The organism is Pedobacter sp. Bi27 (genome assembly GCF_918698255.1).
Taxonomy (GTDB): domain Bacteria; phylum Bacteroidota; class Bacteroidia; order Sphingobacteriales; family Sphingobacteriaceae; genus Pedobacter.
Genome location: NZ_CAKKMW010000001.1, coordinates 619,938 through 638,615, shown reverse-complemented (window position 1 = coordinate 638,615; position 18,678 = coordinate 619,938). Strand labels below are relative to the sequence as shown.

Here is an 18,678-nt window from a genome sequence, read left to right as displayed (position 1 = left end):
AATAAATACTAACCAAATCTGAATTTTTATGAGAAAAATTTTCCTTACCTGGCTTTTTGCCTGTATGGTAATGGGCCTGGCATTTGGCCAGACCAGGGTAATCAGTGGCGTTGTCACTGACAATGAGTCCATCCCTCTGGAGGCTGTAACCATAGTGATCGTAGGTACCCAAAAAACGGTAACCACAGATGCTAATGGTAGTTTTAAAATTGAAGCTTCTGCCGGTCAGTCGCTTAGGTTCATTTATATTGGAGCTGAACCATTAACCATTCCCATAACCGCAGAATCAGCCAATCTTAAGGTCAAACTCGACATCGCGATCAATAAGCTCAACGAGGTCGTGGTAACAGGTTATCAGAAGGAACGCAAGAAAGACATTACCGGAGCAGTCAATGTGGTTGATGTTTCAAAGATCAGGGATATCCCTTCTGGTAATGCTGTAAAGTCTCTTCAGGGAAGGGTACCAGGGGTACTGATTACCACCGACGGTTCTCCAACCGGTCAGGCAACAGTAAGAATCCGCGGTATTGGAACCCTGGGCAATAACGACCCGCTTTATGTAATCGATGGCGTGCCAACCAAAAACGGGTTGGAACAGTTAAACCAGAACGACATTGAATCTATTCAGGTGCTTAAAGATGCCTCTTCGGCTACTATTTATGGCTCACGTGCAGCGAATGGGGTAATCATCATCACTACAAAAAAAGCCAAAAAAGGCTATTCAAAGATCGACTTCAATGCCTCTACATCCATTCAGAATTATGCCACCAAACTTAAAACGCTTAATGCCGAGCAAAGAGGCCGTGCCTATTGGCAGGCGGCGGTAAACGATAAAGCCAACCCCAATAATAACCAGATCTATCAGTACGACTGGAACAATAACTTTAACAATCCGGTGCTTAACCGTGTGATCTTTCCGGAGTACATCGATGCGGCAAAGACCATGAAGCCCGCAGATACCTACTGGTTTGATGAGATTGCACAAAATTCGATTATCCAGTCCTATGACGCAGCCCTTTCCAATGGCGGTGAAAAGGGAAACAGTCTTTTTTCGGTGGGTTATTATGATAATAAGGGTATCGTAAAAGAGTCAAGAAGCCGGAAATATACGGCAAGATTCAATTCTGATTACAATTATCTGGACGGTAAGTTAAAGATTGGGGAGAATTTTTCAGCAAGCTACATTAAGAATGCCCAGATCCCGACAAGCGATATCCTTTTTGCCTCGCTCGTACAGCAGCCCATTGTGCCGGTACATACCACAAGCGGAGGCTGGGGAGGTCCTGCTGCAGGAATGACGGATAGACAGAACCCAGTTAGGCTAATAGAAGACAATAAGCAGAATACTTACAATTTTTATAGGCTCTTTGGAAATGCATATGCAGATTACCAGATCTTTCCTGGACTAAACTTCAGGACAAATTTTGGTGTAGATTATAACGGTAGCTATCAGCGCCTGTTAAAGAAATCATATGTTTCAGGTTTTTTGGCAGATCCAGCAAATCAGGTTAGCAATGCACAGACCTATCAGGGTAATATCATCTGGCAGAATACCCTTAACTATAAGGTTACCAAGGATAAACATAACCTGGAAATACTTGCCGGTCAGGAATACATAAAGAACATCAGTCAGGAGTTTTCTGCAAGCAGACAAGGGCTTGCGATAGAAAATATTGATTATGCCTACCTTAATGCAGGTAGCTCAAATACCCTCAACGGGGGAAGTGGAGCAGGAAACAAACTGTTGTCTTATTTCGGTAAGGTTAACTATAGTTACAACGACCGTTATATCGCCTCTGTAACTTTAAGAAGAGATGGCTCTTCGCGTTTTGGTAAAGATAACCGGTACGGTACTTTCCCAGCTTTCTCACTTGGTTGGAGAATGAGTGAAGAAAAGTTTATAAAGAATCTGGGTCTGTTTTCTGATCTGAAGCTTAGGTACGGCTGGGGCCGGTCTGGAAACCAGGAAATCCCCAACAATGCCACACGCTCGCTATACGCTGCTATTTATGGGATTGACCCGACATGGGACTTTGATAAAGGTACTGCATATGATATCACAGGCGCAGGCACGGGTCAGCTGCCCTCTGGTTTTACCCTTATCCAACAGGGCAACGACAACCTGAAATGGGAATCGCTAAGAGAATCGAATTTTGGTTTAGACTTTGGTTTATGGAACAATAAGCTTACCGGTTCTGTTGATTATTTTATTAAGAAAACCTCAGATATCCTAATCAGTCCCGCTTACCTGGCGGTGCTTGGAGATGGGGGGAACAGCTACAGTAATGGGGCTTCGCTTCAGAACAAAGGGCTTGATGCGATTCTTACGTATGAAGATAAGATTGGTGATGATTTTAGCTTCAGCCTGACGGGTAACTTTTCACTCTACAGGAACAAGGTGACCTATCTGCCTAAAGATGTACTGGCTTCCTATCCCGGCAATGGCACCGACAAAAACGTGCTCGGAAGGCCCATAAACTCCTACTTTGGATATGTTGCAGATGGCCTCTTTACTTCACAGGCAGAAGTGGATGCTTATGCCAGTCAGCCTGGAAAAGGATTGGGTAGGATTAAATATAAGGATATAAACAATGATGGAGTGATTAACGATCTGGACCGCGACTTTATAGGCGACAATAGCCCTAAGTTCGCCTATGGATTGAATGTTTCCCTTAGCTATAAGAACTTCGATATGAGTGTTTTCCTACAGGCCATCAATGTAGATGTGGTGAACGACTTTAAAACCTATACCGATTTTTCTTCGCTTTGGACAGGTACGAACTGGGGCAGCAGGACGCTTGATGCCTGGAGTCCTTCAAATCCAGGCTCTACCATTCCAGCGCTCACGCTTGTAGACCGCAATAATGAAGGAAGGTTCTCTACTTATTTTATTGAAAACGGATCTTACCTCAAGCTGCGCAACCTGCAGGTTGGTTATAACCTTAAAAAGGCACTGAATATGAAAATACAGAACTTCAGGATATTCGTTCAGGGCAGTAACCTGTTTACCATAAAGAGTAAATCTTTTACCGGTACTGATCCTGAGATTCCCAATTATGGATTTCCTGTGCCAGTTGTTGGTACCCTTGGGGTAAATATTACATTGTAAAATTAGATATATCAAAAGATGAAAAAATTAATATATACACTGGCATTCTTCGCTACCCTATTCTTCTCATGCGAAAAAGCACTTGATGAGCCAGCACAGGGCGTGGTTTCCGGCGATGATCTGAATACTCCGGAGAATATTGATAAAATGGTCATTGCAGCTTATTCTGCACTTGGAAATGATCACTATACTTCTCCATATTCCAGTATGTGGCCGTATGGAAGCGTTCGTGGAGGAGACACCTATAAAGGAGGGGATGGGCCTGGAGACCTTTCAGAGTTCCATTTGTTTGAGACATTTTCCCTTAACAGACCTGATAATGCACTCATCGACCAGCTTTGGTTCAGACTGTATGTTGGTGTCGGTCGAGCTAATGATGCGTTGAGAAGAGTTAATGCCATGCCTGCCACAGACTATCCAAACAAGGTTCAACGCCAGGGAGAACTTCGCTTTTTAAGAGGACATTTTTATTTTCTGCTAAAGATTCTTTTCAAATACGTTCCCTTTATCGATGAGAATATGGCAAAGGCCGACTATCCGTCCATTTCCAACAAGGCCTTGAGTAATGATGCGCTTTGGACGAAGATTGCAGATGATTTCAGAGCGGCCGTTACAGCGCTACCGACAGATCAGAACGATAAGGGCAGGGTAAACAAAAATACTGCGAAAGCTTATTTAGCCAAAGTGCTATTGTACCAGGCCTATACCCAAAGCGAAAATAACGCGGTGAGCGGTATTGATGCTGCTAAATTAAACGAAATAAATACATTATGTGATGAGATCATCGCATCGGGCAAATTCAGCCTGAGTACGGATTATGCCAGCAACTTTTTATCTGCTTCTGATAACGGCCTGGAATCTGTTTTTGCTATCCAGTATTCAAAAGATGATGGTACACCAAAGGGGAGGCTGGATTATGGGCATGCGCTTAACTATCCGATGAACCAGGAATATGGATGCTGCGGTTTTAATGTGCCCAGCCATGACCTGATCAATGCTTTTAAAACAGGAACCGACGGATTGCCTCTTTTTTCCACCTACAACAATACAGATGCGGCGGCTTCTCTCGACTTTCAGAGCAGTTCATTCGATCCACGACTTGATCATACTGTGGCCAAGCCAGGTGCACCTTTTAAATATAAGCCAACATTTGTATTCCAGCGCTCCTGGTCAAGAGCACCGGCTATTTACGATGCGTTTGCCAGTATGAAAGAAGCAGTACTTCCAGATGACGCTTCTTTTCAGAAAGTTCCACCATTTATCGGAAGTTCGAAAAACTGGCAGATCATCCGCTACTCAGATGTGCTGCTTTGGAAAGCAGAAGTGTTGATAGAGCTGGGGCGGCCATTGGAAGCTGTTCCGCTGATCAATCAGGTTAGAAACCGTGCAAACCTAAGTCGTAACCTACTGAAAAATGCAGCTGGAAACCCGACTTCAAACTATAACGTTCAGCTTTATCAACCAGGGGTAAATTGCACCTGGACCCAGGATTTTGCAAGGCAGGCCCTAAGATTTGAAAGAAGACTTGAGTTCGCCACAGAAGGTTATCACTTTTTTGATTTGGTGAGGTGGGGGATTGCTGCGCAGACTATGAACGCTTATTTTACAGTCGAAAAATCAAGGGTTGCCCATCTCGCAGATGCCCGGTTTACGGCAGGAAGGGATGAATATTTCCCAATTCCATTAAATCAGATTAACTTTAGTAGCGGGGTATATAAACAAAACAACGGATGGTAATATTTCTAATGTCCAGGGAGCCTTCCCTGGATATTTGTTAAATTTTAAAAATACAACATGAAAAACAAATCTATAAGATCGATATTCTTTTTGCTTTTTTGCCTATTTTCTGTCGGTTCTAAAGCTCAATCTACAGGAGGCGAAAAATACAGGCCAGCTTTCCATTTCTCACCAAAGGCACATTGGATGAATGATCCTAACGGAATGGTGTATTATAATGGCGTTTACCATCTTTTCTTTCAGTATCATCCCGGAGGTACAACCTGGGGACCTATGCACTGGGGACATGCGACAACCCAAGATTTCTTTAACTGGGAGGAAAAGCCCATAGCACTTTATCCAGATAGCCTGGGCACTATTTTTTCTGGAAGTATCGTAATTGATAAAGACAATACCGCAGGATTTGGCAAAAATGCTATGGTTGCAATATTTACGCATCATAACCAGAAAATCGAAGAGGCCAAGACTGGTCTGCACCAATACCAGAGTATTGCTTATAGTAATGATGAAGGTAAAACGTGGACTAAATATAAGGGTAACCCTGTGCTTCCAAACCCCGGGATAAGTGATTTCAGGGATCCCAAGGTAATGTGGTATGAGCAAGGCAAAAAATGGATCATGACTTTAGCAACAAAGGACAGGATAACTTTCTATTCCGCTCCAGATCTTAAAGCCTGGAAACGCGAAAGTGATTTTGGAGCCAACCTGGGCGCCCATGGTGGGGTTTGGGAATGCCCGGATCTATTTCCACTCAAAAGCAATGGTAAAACGGTATGGGTGCTTTTAGTAAGCATCAATCCCGGAGGCCCTAACGGAGGTTCTGCAACCCAATACTTTACAGGAAACTTTGATGGGAATAAATTCGTGCCAAATTCTACAAAAGAGAAATGGGTGGATTATGGAACCGATAATTATGCAGGGGTTACCTGGTCTAACACTGGCGACAGGAAGATATTCCTTGGTTGGATGAACAACTGGCAGTATGCCAACCAGGTGCCTACCAAGGCCTGGCGCGGCGCTACAACAATTGCCAGAGATTTATCGCTCGCAAGTGTAGATGGAGATTATTATCTTCGTTCATTACCTGTAAAGGAAATTTCGCCATCATTAAAGCCTGTTTATAAGAAAGGACCTGTTATTATTGATAAGGAGATTGACCTTTCTGCATATGCCAAAGCTCTGGATGGAAAGTTCAAACTCGATCTTAGCCTTGAAAATACCAGCGACTTCAATATTATATTATCGAACGTTAAAGGACAAAAGCTGATTATAGGCTACGACAAAAAGAACAACAGTTACTTTATCGACCGGACACTATCTGGCGAAACATCATTTGAAAAAGGATTTGCAAAAAAACATAGTGCGCCCAGGTTACTGGCCGATAAGAAAATCAATATTAGCTTGATCCTGGATGTAGCATCTATAGAACTTTTTGCTGATAACGGATTAACTGTGATGACAGATATCTTTTTTCCGGATAGTGCTATTAAAACAATCAAGATTCAGAGCAAAGCCGTTAGGAAGTTAAGCAGTCTTTCTCTGTCAAAGATTGACGAGAAGCAATTAAAATAGTGTAAGAGGTTGTATCTTAAATATAGATTTGTCATCCTTTCCAAAGGACTCCTACGAAGAGGGGGTAATTTATTTTATAAAAATCAAAATAGATGAGAGAGACGTTTTTTTTGCAGTGATAGGCTGCGAAGAATCGTCATTGCGAGAAGGCTTTTTCAGCCGACGAAGCAATCTTACAACGATCGCTACCAGCGTGCGCATTAAGATTATTCATTTTTGCAGTTGTTTTTAAAGGCATTCATGAGCTCGCTTCGTTCGGTTATCTTTGTTCCTCGCAATGACGACCTTTCTATAGGATTTGTCTTATGATAAAACATTAATCACCAAAACCCTGGCAAATAAATATCCTGTAAGTATTCATTGAAATATATGCCAATGGCGTTTCCCCGAAATTATTATTACCTTGTATTTTTAAGTTAATGTATATTTGTCGGACGAATGGTCAACATTAATCACACGGATGAAAAGTCTTTATTGCTTCAATTGAAAAACGGTGATGAGCGTGCATTTGAAATACTATACAATAACTATAAATTCCGGATTGCCGGAAATTTATTCAAACTTCTCAAATCTGACGACCTGGTAAAAGAAATGCTGCAGGAGCTTTTTTTTAAAATATGGGAAGTGCGGACACAGATTGATCCCGAAAAGTCATTTAAATCATATCTCTTTCGTATAGCGGAAAACCTGGTGCATGATTATTTTCGGAAAGTGGCAAAAGACAAACGTTTACTGACTAAAATAGTTGCTTCAAGTTCAGAGCTTTATCTTCATGTTGAAGAAGATATGCTGAGTAAAGAAGATGCCCAAAAATTGCAGAACGCCATAAATCTGATGCCCCCTCAGCGTAAAATGGTATTTACACTCTGTAAATTAGAGGGTAAATCTTATAAAGAAGTAGAGGAGATTATGGGCATTAGTGCCAAAACCATCAGTAGCCACATGCTGCAAGCCAATAGGTTTCTTAAAACGTATTTTAGGGATTCTCCAACACTTACCATTTCGATCGTTTTAGGTATTTTATTCAAAGGCTTTTGATGGTGATCGTTAATTTTGGAAATTAATTGTTAATTTTTTATTAACCGACTAAGGATATTTTTGCTTAGCTCCGTATTAGCTGTAAAAATTGAACCTTGAAGCCATCCGATCAACTCCATATTCTCTTCAAAAAATACCTTAATAATAGCTGTAGTCTTGAAGAAACACAGCGTCTGATGAGGTATTTTCAGCTTGATGAAGATCAGGAAGTGTTGAAAGATCTCATTATCGGCGTTTTAGAAATTGAGGACGAACGTTATGAAACCGATCCTGCCATTGCCGGGGTACTGGCTAAGGTAGACCGGGATCTGTTTGTTCAGATACATGAATCAGCACAAGCCGTACCTGAAGGTAAAAATAAAACACTTAAACTTTGGTTACAAATCGCTGCTGTTGCTGCCGTTTTGGCCGTAGTATACATCGGTGTTTATTTCTTTAATAACCAATCCGAAAAGGTTGCCACTGTCCCTGTAACAACTGTACATGATATCAAACCAGGGGATTTTGGCGCTACACTTACTCTGGCAAATGGAAGGAAAATTAGTTTAGCCAATGCATCCAAAGGCGAAATAGGAAGGGAATCAGGAATAGTCATCACTAAATCAGGCGATGGCAAACTGGTGTATCGAGTTAGTGAAAAGGTTTCGGATCCCAATGCATCCAATACCTTGTCTACCGCCCGTGGCGAAACCTATCAGGTGCGGTTGCCCGACGGATCGCTTGTATATTTAAATGCCGCTTCCAGCCTCACCTATACCACCTCCCTCATTGAAAACGGAAAACGGGTAGTTACCCTTAGTGGTGAAGGATATTTTGAAGTGGCTAAGGATAAGCAACATCCATTTATTGTAAAGACAGACCGGCAGGAAGTAGAAGTATTGGGAACTCATTTTAACATCAGCAGTTATGCTGATGATGAAATAGAAAAAACCACCTTGCTGGAAGGAAGCGTGAAGCTCTCAGCATCGGGTAACTACAAATTGCTAAGACCAGGGCAACAAGCAAGGTTATCCGCTGGTAAAATAAAGATTATTGAAACGGATACCGATCTGGCTGTTGCCTGGAAAAACAATGAATTTGTAGTCGAAAGTGAGCACATTGAAACAATCATGAAAATGATCAGTCGATGGTATAATTTGGAGGTTGTTTACGTTGGTGAAAAAACCACCCAGCGTTTCAGCGGCAAAGTGTCAAGATTTGATAAACTGTCAAAAGTACTTGAAATCGTCGAGTCAACAGGGGAAGCCCATTTCGATGTAAAAGGACGAACCGTGTATGTATCAAAATAAACAAACTAAACTATTAATAGAATACTAACCTTAAACCAACCAAATGAAGAAAAGATTACACTAACTCAAGACATGTTGAACGAAACCAGGCCCTGATTAGCCATCAGGACCTGGCAAAAGTTTGGAACATTCAATTAAAAATCAAACTAATAACCGCAGTCCTCTGTACGGTCCAACGCAAAAGAGGCTGCTTAACCAAACCGACTACTAATGTATCAAAATTCAAGGAAATTTGGTATGCCTAAACGGCTGTACCTTAAATTATTGCTAACTATGCGCTTAACCATCGTAATTATAATAGCGTGCTTTTTGCAGGTGAGTGCGTCGAGCTTTGCCCAAAAAGTGACCTTAACCAAGTCGAATGCTTCACTCCGATCTGTCTTCAAAGAACTTAACCAACAGACGGGTTACAATTTTTTTTATACGGACAATTTGTTGGAAAATTCGTCGCCAGTAACCATCAATGTTAAAGATGTAGAATTGTCTGCTGTACTTAACCAGATTTTTGCAGCGCAAAACCTGGATTTTGTTATCCGTAACAAAACTGTGGTCATCAAAGCAAGTGAGCTGGCCAGGCAGGAAATCATTTCCGGTTTTGTAGGCGATGCCAAAGAACGCAAGCCCATCCCGGGTGTTACAGTGTCGATCAAGGGAACAAAGTCTACCGTTCAGACGGATAAAAATGGAAAATTTACTATCAGTATATCAGCAGGTGCAACCTCTTTGGAGTTCAGATTTGTAGGTTATAAAACCGTTGATGTACCCATCTCACCTAATTCGAATTATACCATTTACATGGAGGAGAATCAGGTTACGCTAAATGAGATGGTAATTACAGGGATGGTTGACCGGAAGGTAAGTACCTACACCGGAGCTGCCAAAACCATAACTGCTGCCGAGCTTAAGGCGGTGAGTCCCGTAAATATCTTTGCCGGCATTGCTGCCCTTGATCCATCTTTCAGAATGATCCCCAATAACAAGATAGGCGGGAATATCAACGCGCTTCCGGAAGTGACCATGCGTGGGCAAACGTCTTATCCAACCCTGGGTTCGGAGCTTGTTGGCAACCCAAATACGCCATTATTCATTCTTGACGGATTTCAGGTTTCTTTACAGGCAATTGTAGACCTGGACATGAATCAGATTGCCTCGGTAACTTTATTAAAGGATGCTTCGGCCACTGCAATGTATGGCTCTCGTGGCGGTAACGGTGTGATGGTCGTTACAACAATTCTTCCTCCGAGAGGAAAAGTAGAAGTTTCCATTACCAATAACTTCACTTTATCATCTCCTGATCTTTCCGTTTACCATATGCTGAATGCGGAAGAAAAATTGGATTTCGAACGTCGTGTCGGTTTTCTCAACAGTTATAGAGGGCAAGCCATTAATGCCGAACGATATAAAGCAGTGGTGAGCGGTGTTAATACAGACTGGAAATCTATTCCTGTTCAAACAGGAATCAACAACAGAACCAACCTTTCATTACGTGGGGGCGACCAGTCTCTAACTTTCAACCTTACTTTTAGTGGGAATTTTTTACAGGGCGTAATGAAGGAACAGGACAGGAAAAATTATTCGGGAAGTTTTACGCTGAGTTATAAAACCAATAAATTAACGTTCCAAAACAATACGATTGCAACTCAGGTCATTTCTAATGATTCGCCTTATGGGGAATTTAGTCAGTACCTGGATCTGAATCCGTACTGGAAACCTTACGATGAAAACGGTAATGTAAACAAGTACTTGGAAAACATCGATTTGGGCTTCGGTGTAGGAAGTTCTGTGGTCTTAAACCCGTTAATGGATATTAATTATAACACCATTAACAACAGAAATAAGAACTTTAATTTAAGAAACAATACCACTGTACGTTACGACTTTAGTAAATCACTATGGTTCAATGGCGCACTTGGAATCACAAAAGTGAACGGAACAATAGATAATTTCTATTCCGCATTAGATAGCCGTTTCAATGGAATCGCAGATTTAAGTGCACGAGGTACCTATTCGAAAGATAACAGTGATGCCTTTACCATGGACGGAACAGGCTCTGTGAACTACAACAAGAATTTTGGAAAACATGGTATTACTGTATATGCAGGATTCAGGCTGGCCAGTACAAGCTTAAATTCATATAATGTATCTACGCAGGGTTTCCCATTCGATCGTCTGGACAATATCTTGTTTGCTGCACAATATTTGAACAGCAGGCCTACCGGAACTGAAAGTACAATTAACAATCTTTCTTATACAGGAAGTGCAAACTACTCTTATGATAACCGGTATTTTACCGATTTTACTTATACAAGAGATGGCTCTTCTGCTTATGGAGAGAATAATAAATTTGGTAATTTTTGGTCTGCAGGTTTAGGATGGAACATACATAATGAACAATTCCTTAAGGATAGCAGAATAATTAACTTGTTGAGGATTCGCGGTAGTTACGGTTCTACAGGTACATCTGTACAAGATCCTTACGCCGCACAATTCAGGTACAATCTGGGTACGTCCACCGGTTATTTCGGCGAGGTAGGAGCTTTTCCCGGTGCACTTGGCAATCCCAATCTGAGCTGGCAGCAAGTACTGAAGTCGAACATTGGTATTGCTTCATCATTTCTGGACAACCGTTTGACTTTTAATGCAGAATTTTATAATGAAGTAACTCAGAATGCGTTAACTACAGTTTCGCTGGCACCTAGTACCGGTTTCCCTTCATATACCGAAAATTTAGGTAAAATTCAAAATAGGGGATTGCAATTTGACCTCGGTTATACTATACTGTCTGAACCTCGCAAAGGCTTAAAGTGGAATGTTTCTGTAAACGCCGCCACTAACAAATCTGTATTGAAAGAACTTTCTGGTAAACTTAAAGCCTTCAATGCCGCATTAAATACAAATAACGCCAATCAGACTTCCGAAAATGCACAGTTCATTGAAGGTCAGTCGACCACGGCTATTTATGCGGTAAGGTCGCTAGGCATTGATCCCGTTACCGGCCAGGAAGTTTACCTGAAAGCAGATGGTACCCCAACTTTTGTGTGGGACGTTAATGACAAGACCTATGTTGGTGATACCCGCCCCAAGTGGACAGGTGCCATCAATTCAAACTTCCTATATGCAGGTTTTGCCTTAAATTTTAGCTTCAATTATAATTATGGTGCTGATCTGTATAATAGTACGTTATTAAACCGGGTAGAGGCCGTTGATGCACGCAACAACGTAGACCGAAGAGCGTACGACCTAGGTTGGACGGGACCTGGAAGTTTGAGCCCATACCGCAGGATTACCACCTTCCCGACACCAACAAAGCTTACTTCACGCTTCGTTCAACGCGATAATAACATTCAGCTCAGCTCAATTAATTTGAGTTATCAATTTAAAACCGCATTGGTAAAAAAATTAGGCTTGCAAAACCTTAGTGTTAGTGCCACTACGAACAACCTGGGCACCTTTAGTTCCATTGAAATTGAACGTGGTACAGATAATCCTTTTGCCAGAGAATATACATTCGGCTTAAGTGCAAGATTTTAAATTCAAAAGATAAATTCATATCCCAATGAAAAGAACAATATTAATTATAGGAATTCTGGCAATAGGTGCGGTGTTTTCCGGTTGTAAGAAATTTTTGGATGTACAGCCCAAAACGAGTCTATCTGAAGAACAGCTGTTTACTTCAGAAGTTGGTTTTCAACAGGCTTTATCAGGCGTATACGGCCAATTGGCTGGTAGCAATCTTTACGGAGATAACCTTTCTATGGGCTTCGTTTCTGCCCTGGCACAAAATTATTCAACACTCAATACCAGTGCAGGTGTTTCGCTGCAACAAACACAACTCCTAAACTATGCTTCAACGGAAGTAGTAGGATACACCAATGCCATCTGGTCTTCGAGTTACAGTGCAATTGCTGCAGCAAATAAAATAATTGCAAATACGGAAATAAACCGTTCTGTACTAAGCAATAATTCATATGCACAGCTGCGCGGTGAAGCCTTAGCTTTAAGGGCGTTTATACATTTTGATTTATTACGGATGTTCGGTCCTGAATATACTGCGGGTGCTAATTTAAAAGCCATCCCTTATAAAAAAGATGTAAACGAAAACGCAATTATACCTGCTACAACTGCTGACTTGGTCAAATTTGCTTTAGCCGATCTGAAAGAGGCTGCAGATCTGTTGCTAGCGGTTGACCCGATTGTAACCAGCGATTTGAGGAGCAGACGGAATAAGTTAAATTACTACGGCGTAAAAGCACTGGAAGCAAGAATAAGATTATACAGTGGGGATAAAGCTGGTGCTGCTGCCGCTGCAAATGTAGTAATCAGTTCGGGTAAATATACGTTCGTAACTCAAGCTGCGGCAAGTGCCATTAGCTCAGGATTGGTGGTACGCGACCGCCTATATTTCAATGAGCAGGTATTCATGATCAGGGTTAGGGATATATTGCCAACTGTACAGCGTTACTTCAGATTTAGAGGTGCTGTAGATCAAACCCTTACGCGTACTCCTGCTAATTTTGCTACGCTGTACGAAACTTCATCCGGTGGTGGTACAGACATCAGGTTCGTTTACCGTTTAGAGCAGGATGGAGGAGGCTTGTTCCCATCTAAGTTCTGGCAAGCCTCAACCGCTACCACTACAATTACCGATAATTTATTAGATCAGTATGTACCGGGTATACGTCTTTCAGAAATGTACTACATCCTGGCTGAAACTGCAGAAACACCAGCTGCAGGCGTTGGGTATTTAAATACGGTGCGCCAAAACAGGGGGCTTTCCAATCTGGCAACAACGCTCACAGCCACCGATCTTACAGCTGCAATCACCAAGGAATACCAGAAGGAATTTTATGCAGAAGGCCAGTTGTTTTTTTACTATAAGCGCATTAAAGCACTAAGAATGCAATTCCGCAACATCAACATGACCCCAGCGGACTACAAACTCCCAATTCCAGATGCTGAACTTCAATTTAATCCGAATTATGGAAACTAATCAAACTCGTATTATGAAATACTTATCATATATATTGATAGTAACCTGTCTTTTTTCCTGCAAGAAAGAAGCAGTCGAAACCTATCAGGGAAAGGATGGCATCAGTTTCTTTGCCTACACTTACGAACTTTTGCATACCACTGCAGTAAGAAGCTACTCATTTGCGCTGCAAGCGACTCAAAAGCAAAGAGACACCTTATTTATACCAATGCGCATCACAGGTAAGTTAACCGATAAACCGCGCACGGTACTACTCAAAACAGCTCAGGGAACAACCGCGACTGCAGGCGTAGATTTTGAGCTGAAAGAATTTACCATTCCAGCAGGAGTATCGAAATTTAATTATCCGTTAATATTGCTCAATTCTGCCGGAATGGCCAAAAATGTGTACAGAATTGTGCTGGAGCCCGCAGAAACTAAAGACTTTATTTTGGGTACTTTAGGACAGACACCTGCTACGATCATCAATCTTGGTACAGAAGAAAACTTCAGGTATCTGAAGGTAGATGTAACCAGCCAATATATTGAGCCTGCTTATTGGATCTATCTCCAGGCGGATTTTGGAGAATTCAGTGCCGTAAAATACAAGTTTATGGTGAAGACATTGGGTATAACCGATTTTTCTTACGATAAGATTGGTTCTGATGGTTTACTGAACTTTCCGGTTACCCTAAGGAATGCACTGGCCGCTTATGAGGCTGCAAATGGTCCATTGTTAGATGAGAACGGTCAACAGATATCGTTCCCTTAATTTAAAATATTATGCATTTAAAATACTTTTTAAAGCTCAGCCCAGTTTTTATTCTAATTATGCTGGCATTTGCTGCCTGCAAAAAAGACAATCAATCGTTTAAATATGATCAAATCAACGACATTAAGATTACAGATGCTATAACCGCTTTCACGGTTCCACAACTGGATTCGCTGATCATTACACCAACATTGGCCCAAACAATGCCCGAAGGTGATTCATTTACATATAGCTGGACAATTGATTCGACAACGATTGCCAAAACTAAAAATTTACGCATTAAAGTAACCTTAAGTCCAGGCACTTATTCCATAATTTACAGAGTAACGAGTAATAAAAATGGTATTTACACGCTGAAGCGTTATACCATCACAGTAAATGGTGTTTACCCGGATGGCTGGTATGTGCTCAACAGCAGGGATGGAAAGGGTAAAGCTTCTTTGATCCGGACGGATGACGTGATTTTTGATAACCCTATGGAGGTGGCCAACAATAAAACCTATCCGGGAAAACCCTTGGCCTTATACAATTTTGGAAAAGGTGGTTTCTTTTATTATTTCACTGATCAAAATGTGTATCGCTTTAACATGAACGATTGGTTAGAACTTGGTGATAGAAGTTCGATACTTCCAGGATTGGCAACACCGCTTCCATTTAAAACTGCACCGGCATTTATCATGAATACCTCAAAATTTGAACAGTATATTGTTGCTGATGGTAGTCTGTATGTTGGTGTTTCGGGAACAAATTCTGAAAATCTGAAACCCTTATCACAACGCATCCCCGGCAATTATGATTTATTCCCAGGCGTTTTCCCAGGCAATTTTAACACGACCTATTTTTACAATAATGCAACGATGAGTTTTATGCAGATGGGAATTTTGTCTAGAGTCCTTGAGCAATCGCCTGCAACACCATCGAGACCTTTCGATATGGCAAATGTAGGTAAGAAAATGATTGCCTATGATCGTGGCGTAACTACGTTATCCCAGGAAGGTATTGAGTGGTATTACATTATGGAAGACAATAATGGTCGTTACCTGATGTCGTTAACAGGCGACTCAGACAACAGTTTCCCTGGCGTTAACCAAAAAATGACGAACAGTCCGGAAATAGGAAGCGCAACTAACTTCGCAACCTCATCAATTTTAAAACAACTTTACTACACTGTTGGCAACAAGGTTTATTTGTACGATATGCTTGCAAACGCCGCACGTTTGATTTACACTTTTCCATCAGGATACGTAATTAAAGACATTGAAATGTTGCGTAGCACCAGTAAACAATTGGTGATCGGCGTTAATAATGGTGCAGCGGGTGAAGTTTATTATTTCAGTATCAATGGTCAGGGGGAATTTAGTAATGGTACCTATACCAAGAAATTTACCGGCTTTGGTGAAATTATACAAATTGCTCCTGCCAGACAAAACCTATAAACAACCCAATTGAATTATATTAATTATTTAACATATACGATCATGAAAAAAATAGTCCTGCTCATTGCAATCCTGGCTATAGGAAAGTCTGCGTTTACCCAGCAGGCACAACCGGCTTATAAAGCAAGTCTCGATTCTATGAAGCTATTTATTGATCTTTCAAAGAAAGAAGCCATTGTTAATCGCCTTGTCAAAGCCCATCCAAACGAAAGCTTTGACCAATACAGAGCTATACTCGTAGATAATTTTATAGTAGCAAAAAATTCTGAGAAGGCTTTATATTATTTTAACCAGATTCAGGAAACTGCAAGAATTATGTATGTTGAAAATGTTACTACCGGTTTAATGACTTATGATTTGAAAGCAGCTGAAACTTTGGTTAAGCAAGAATTAAACAACTCAACAAACGCAAAAGAAGAGCGGTTGTATTTATTACAGCTATATAGTCAGGTGGCGGATAAACTGGGCGATCATGAGAAAGCTTTCGCTGCTATAAAAGAGTGTTATGAGCAGGCTAACAAAAAAAATGCAGGATTGACTGCACAGTATTATTATTTGATGAGCAAAACCGGCAGGTACCAGGAAGCGCTTCCTGAACTGGAGAAAGCAGTTTTGTTAGGCTTGGCCGATGATGACTTTAAGAATGAACTGAAAAAAGCCTATATAAGTGAGCATCCGGGGAAAGATTCAAATGCTTACCTGGCTACTTTAACCAAGCAGTTTAACGACAAATATAAAGCAGAAATAGCAGCCAAAATGATGTCGGAGCAGGCACCTGAATTTAAAGTCAAAGACATAAATGGTAAAGAAGTATCCTTGTCAGACTTTAAAGGAAAAACCATTGTTCTTGATTTTTGGGCAACCTGGTGTGGACCCTGTAAGAAATCACTGCCGGCAATGCAAATGATGGTTAATAAATATAAAAACGACCCGACGGTGAAATTTTTGTTTATACACACTTGGGAAACGGTTCCAAACCCCAAGCCTGATGCGGTGAACTATTTGTTAACGCATAACCTGGATTTACCATTGTATATGGATACTAAAGATTCCGTTACAAAAAAGAACCCTGCAGTATCGTCATTTGGCGTTTCAGGAATCCCCGCAAAGTTTATTATTGATGGCAATGGTAAAATACGTTTCAAGGAGCTGGGATTACTTTGGCCAAATGAGGTTGCCGTTAGGCAACTTTCAACCATGATAGAATTGTCCCGTTAAAATGTAATCACCCAAAGAAACTCATAGAAAACAAACTGTATGAAAAAATTATTTTTAATATTCCTGTTGCTGCCTTTTATTGGTACGGCTCAGGTTAAAGGCACACATTTTGAACATGGACTTTCCTGGCAGGAGGTAAAAGATAAAGCTAAAAAAGAGAACAAATACCTTTTGGTAGACTGCTTTACAACCTGGTGCGGGCCTTGCAAATACATGGCCAGTACCATTTTTCCGCAGGAAAAGGTCGGTGAATTCTTCAACAAAAACTTTGTAAATGTTAAGGTACAGTTCGACCAGACCAAAAATGACAGCGAAGAAGTTAAAAGCTGGTATGCAGATGCCCAATCGATGAGCAAAGCGTTCAAGATAAATGCCTATCCTACTTTTCTGATCTTTTCTCCGCAGGGCAATCTTGTACACCGTATTGTGGGTGGCGGTGAGGCAGATGAATTTATCGCCAAAGCGAAGATGGCGCTGAATCCGGAAACCCAATATTACACGCTACTGAAAAAAAGCGAGTCTGGAAATGCTGCTCCTGAGACCCTGAAACAGTTGGCAATTAGTGCCGAGGCCGCCTATGATGAGGAAAACTCCGAAAAGTTTGCCAGTGCTTACATCGCTACACAAAAAGACCTGTATACCAAAGAGAACCTGGAGTTTGTGAGGAAATACACCAAAAGCAGCCAAAGCAAGGGATTTGAACTGATGCTAAAAGATCCTGAAAAAGCAGATGCCGTTCTGGGAAAAGGAAAATCAAATGAAATCCTGAGCGCCGTTGTTCTGGAGGAAAACATTTATCCCGGACTTCGAAAGCCCAATGCTAATGTAGATTCACTGGTTGCCGCCGTACAGGCGAAATACCCAACAGTAGACATCAGCAAGGCTACCGAACTGATAAAGATTCAGGTTTTCCATGCCGACAAAAAATGGGATAAATTTCAGCCGGCCTTACTAAGTTATATGAAAAAATACGGTGCCGAAGTAACCGCTGATAGGTTGAATTTCTTTGCATGGGCGGTTTTTGAAAACTGTAAAGATACTGACTGTATTACTGAGGCGTTGAGCTGGAGTAAACGCAGCGTGGATGAGACCCAAGCCAAGGAGCCTGCCTACCTCGACACCTATGCCAACCTGCTGTATAAGCTGGGCAAAAAGGACCAGGCGATTGCCATGCAGCAGAAAGCGGTAGACCTGGTTGCAGCCGAAAATAAAGCGAAATACCAGGTTACGCTCGACAAAATGAAAAAAGGCGAATAAACCTTTAAGATTAAGTAAAAGGGATGCAGTTCATGACACTGCATCCCTTTTTTATTGTGTCCTGACATAAGCCTCAGCAATAGGCTTGTTCTGTAAGCAAGCATTTCCATACGGAAATAACGCGCCCGATTTACCATATATAGAATATGCTGCATTAAAAATAGTGCGCTGTTACCGAGGCATAACATGGTTGTGCGGTATTATAATGTAAAACTGCAATGGTATATTCTGGCGACAGTAAGTGCAGCTATCATAGTTTTATGCTTTGTCGTACGTGTTGT

Annotated in this window: 11 protein-coding genes; all 11 read left to right on the top strand. The window is 41.3% G+C overall.

Features of this window, described 5'->3' with window-relative positions; translation table 11 throughout:
* Positions 1-28 precede the first annotated feature (28 nt).
* The 11 genes from LQ227_RS02330 (at position 29) to LQ227_RS02280 (ending at position 18,397) form a co-directional block, all read left to right on the top strand.
* Positions 29-3,109 carry a TonB-dependent receptor gene (locus tag LQ227_RS02330; protein WP_230148084.1) on the top strand — a complete coding sequence of 1,027 codons (3,081 nt, stop codon included), beginning with the start codon at positions 29-31 and terminating at the stop codon, positions 3,107-3,109.
* A gap of 18 nt (positions 3,110-3,127) precedes the next feature.
* Positions 3,128-4,846 (top strand): RagB/SusD family nutrient uptake outer membrane protein, encoded by a 1,719-nt coding sequence (locus tag LQ227_RS02325; RefSeq protein WP_230148082.1) that lies wholly within the window; start codon positions 3,128-3,130, stop codon positions 4,844-4,846.
* A 57-nt stretch (positions 4,847-4,903) separates the two neighbouring features.
* On the top strand, positions 4,904-6,418 hold the full coding sequence (locus LQ227_RS02320; protein ID WP_230143800.1) for a glycoside hydrolase family 32 protein: 1,515 nt from the start codon (positions 4,904-4,906) through the stop codon (positions 6,416-6,418).
* A gap of 438 nt (positions 6,419-6,856) precedes the next feature.
* Positions 6,857-7,456 (top strand): RNA polymerase sigma factor, encoded by a 600-nt coding sequence (locus LQ227_RS02315; protein WP_230143801.1) that lies wholly within the window; start codon positions 6,857-6,859, stop codon positions 7,454-7,456.
* Between the two features lie 176 nt (positions 7,457-7,632).
* Positions 7,633-8,745 carry a FecR family protein gene (locus tag LQ227_RS02310; protein ID WP_230148079.1) on the top strand — a complete coding sequence of 371 codons (1,113 nt, stop codon included), beginning with the start codon at positions 7,633-7,635 and terminating at the stop codon, positions 8,743-8,745.
* Between the two features lie 210 nt (positions 8,746-8,955).
* Complete coding sequence (locus tag LQ227_RS02305) at positions 8,956-12,276, top strand: SusC/RagA family TonB-linked outer membrane protein (RefSeq protein WP_230148077.1); 3,321 nt, start codon at positions 8,956-8,958, stop codon at positions 12,274-12,276.
* Between the two features lie 25 nt (positions 12,277-12,301).
* The gene (locus LQ227_RS02300; protein WP_230143806.1) at positions 12,302-13,735 is read left to right on the top strand and encodes a RagB/SusD family nutrient uptake outer membrane protein; all 1,434 of its coding nucleotides are present in this window, start codon (positions 12,302-12,304) and stop codon (positions 13,733-13,735) included.
* A gap of 13 nt (positions 13,736-13,748) precedes the next feature.
* The gene (locus LQ227_RS02295) at positions 13,749-14,486 is read left to right on the top strand and encodes a DUF4843 domain-containing protein (protein WP_230143807.1); all 738 of its coding nucleotides are present in this window, start codon (positions 13,749-13,751) and stop codon (positions 14,484-14,486) included.
* A gap of 11 nt (positions 14,487-14,497) precedes the next feature.
* Positions 14,498-15,922: a PKD-like family lipoprotein gene (locus LQ227_RS02290; protein WP_230148075.1), complete on the top strand. Its 1,425-nt coding sequence runs from the start codon at positions 14,498-14,500 to the stop codon at positions 15,920-15,922.
* A 9-nt stretch (positions 15,923-15,931) separates the two neighbouring features.
* A complete protein-coding gene (locus LQ227_RS02285) occupies positions 15,932-17,140 on the top strand; it encodes a redoxin domain-containing protein (RefSeq protein WP_230148073.1) in 1,209 nt (402 codons plus the stop codon).
* Positions 17,141-17,179: 39 nt separating this feature from the next.
* Positions 17,180-18,397, top strand: coding sequence for a thioredoxin fold domain-containing protein (locus LQ227_RS02280; RefSeq protein WP_230148071.1), 1,218 nt, complete (start codon positions 17,180-17,182; stop codon positions 18,395-18,397).
* Positions 18,398-18,678: the final 281 nt, after the last annotated feature.

Bases quoted from the DNA above. Each gene is read 5' to 3' on its own strand.
- LQ227_RS02330 (WP_230148084.1), top strand. From the start codon at position 29: ATGAGAAAAATTTTCCTTACCTGGCTTTTTGCCTGTATGGTAATGGGC.
- LQ227_RS02325 (WP_230148082.1), top strand. From the start codon at position 3,128: ATGAAAAAATTAATATATACACTGGCATTCTTCGCTACCCTATTCTTC.
- LQ227_RS02320 (WP_230143800.1), top strand. From the start codon at position 4,904: ATGAAAAACAAATCTATAAGATCGATATTCTTTTTGCTTTTTTGCCTA.
- LQ227_RS02315 (WP_230143801.1), top strand. From the start codon at position 6,857: ATGGTCAACATTAATCACACGGATGAAAAGTCTTTATTGCTTCAATTG.
- LQ227_RS02310 (WP_230148079.1), top strand. From the start codon at position 7,633: ATGAGGTATTTTCAGCTTGATGAAGATCAGGAAGTGTTGAAAGATCTC.
- LQ227_RS02305 (WP_230148077.1), top strand. From the start codon at position 8,956: ATGTATCAAAATTCAAGGAAATTTGGTATGCCTAAACGGCTGTACCTT.
- LQ227_RS02300 (WP_230143806.1), top strand. From the start codon at position 12,302: ATGAAAAGAACAATATTAATTATAGGAATTCTGGCAATAGGTGCGGTG.
- LQ227_RS02295 (WP_230143807.1), top strand. From the start codon at position 13,749: ATGAAATACTTATCATATATATTGATAGTAACCTGTCTTTTTTCCTGC.
- LQ227_RS02290 (WP_230148075.1), top strand. From the start codon at position 14,498: ATGCATTTAAAATACTTTTTAAAGCTCAGCCCAGTTTTTATTCTAATT.
- LQ227_RS02280 (WP_230148071.1), top strand. From the start codon at position 17,180: ATGAAAAAATTATTTTTAATATTCCTGTTGCTGCCTTTTATTGGTACG.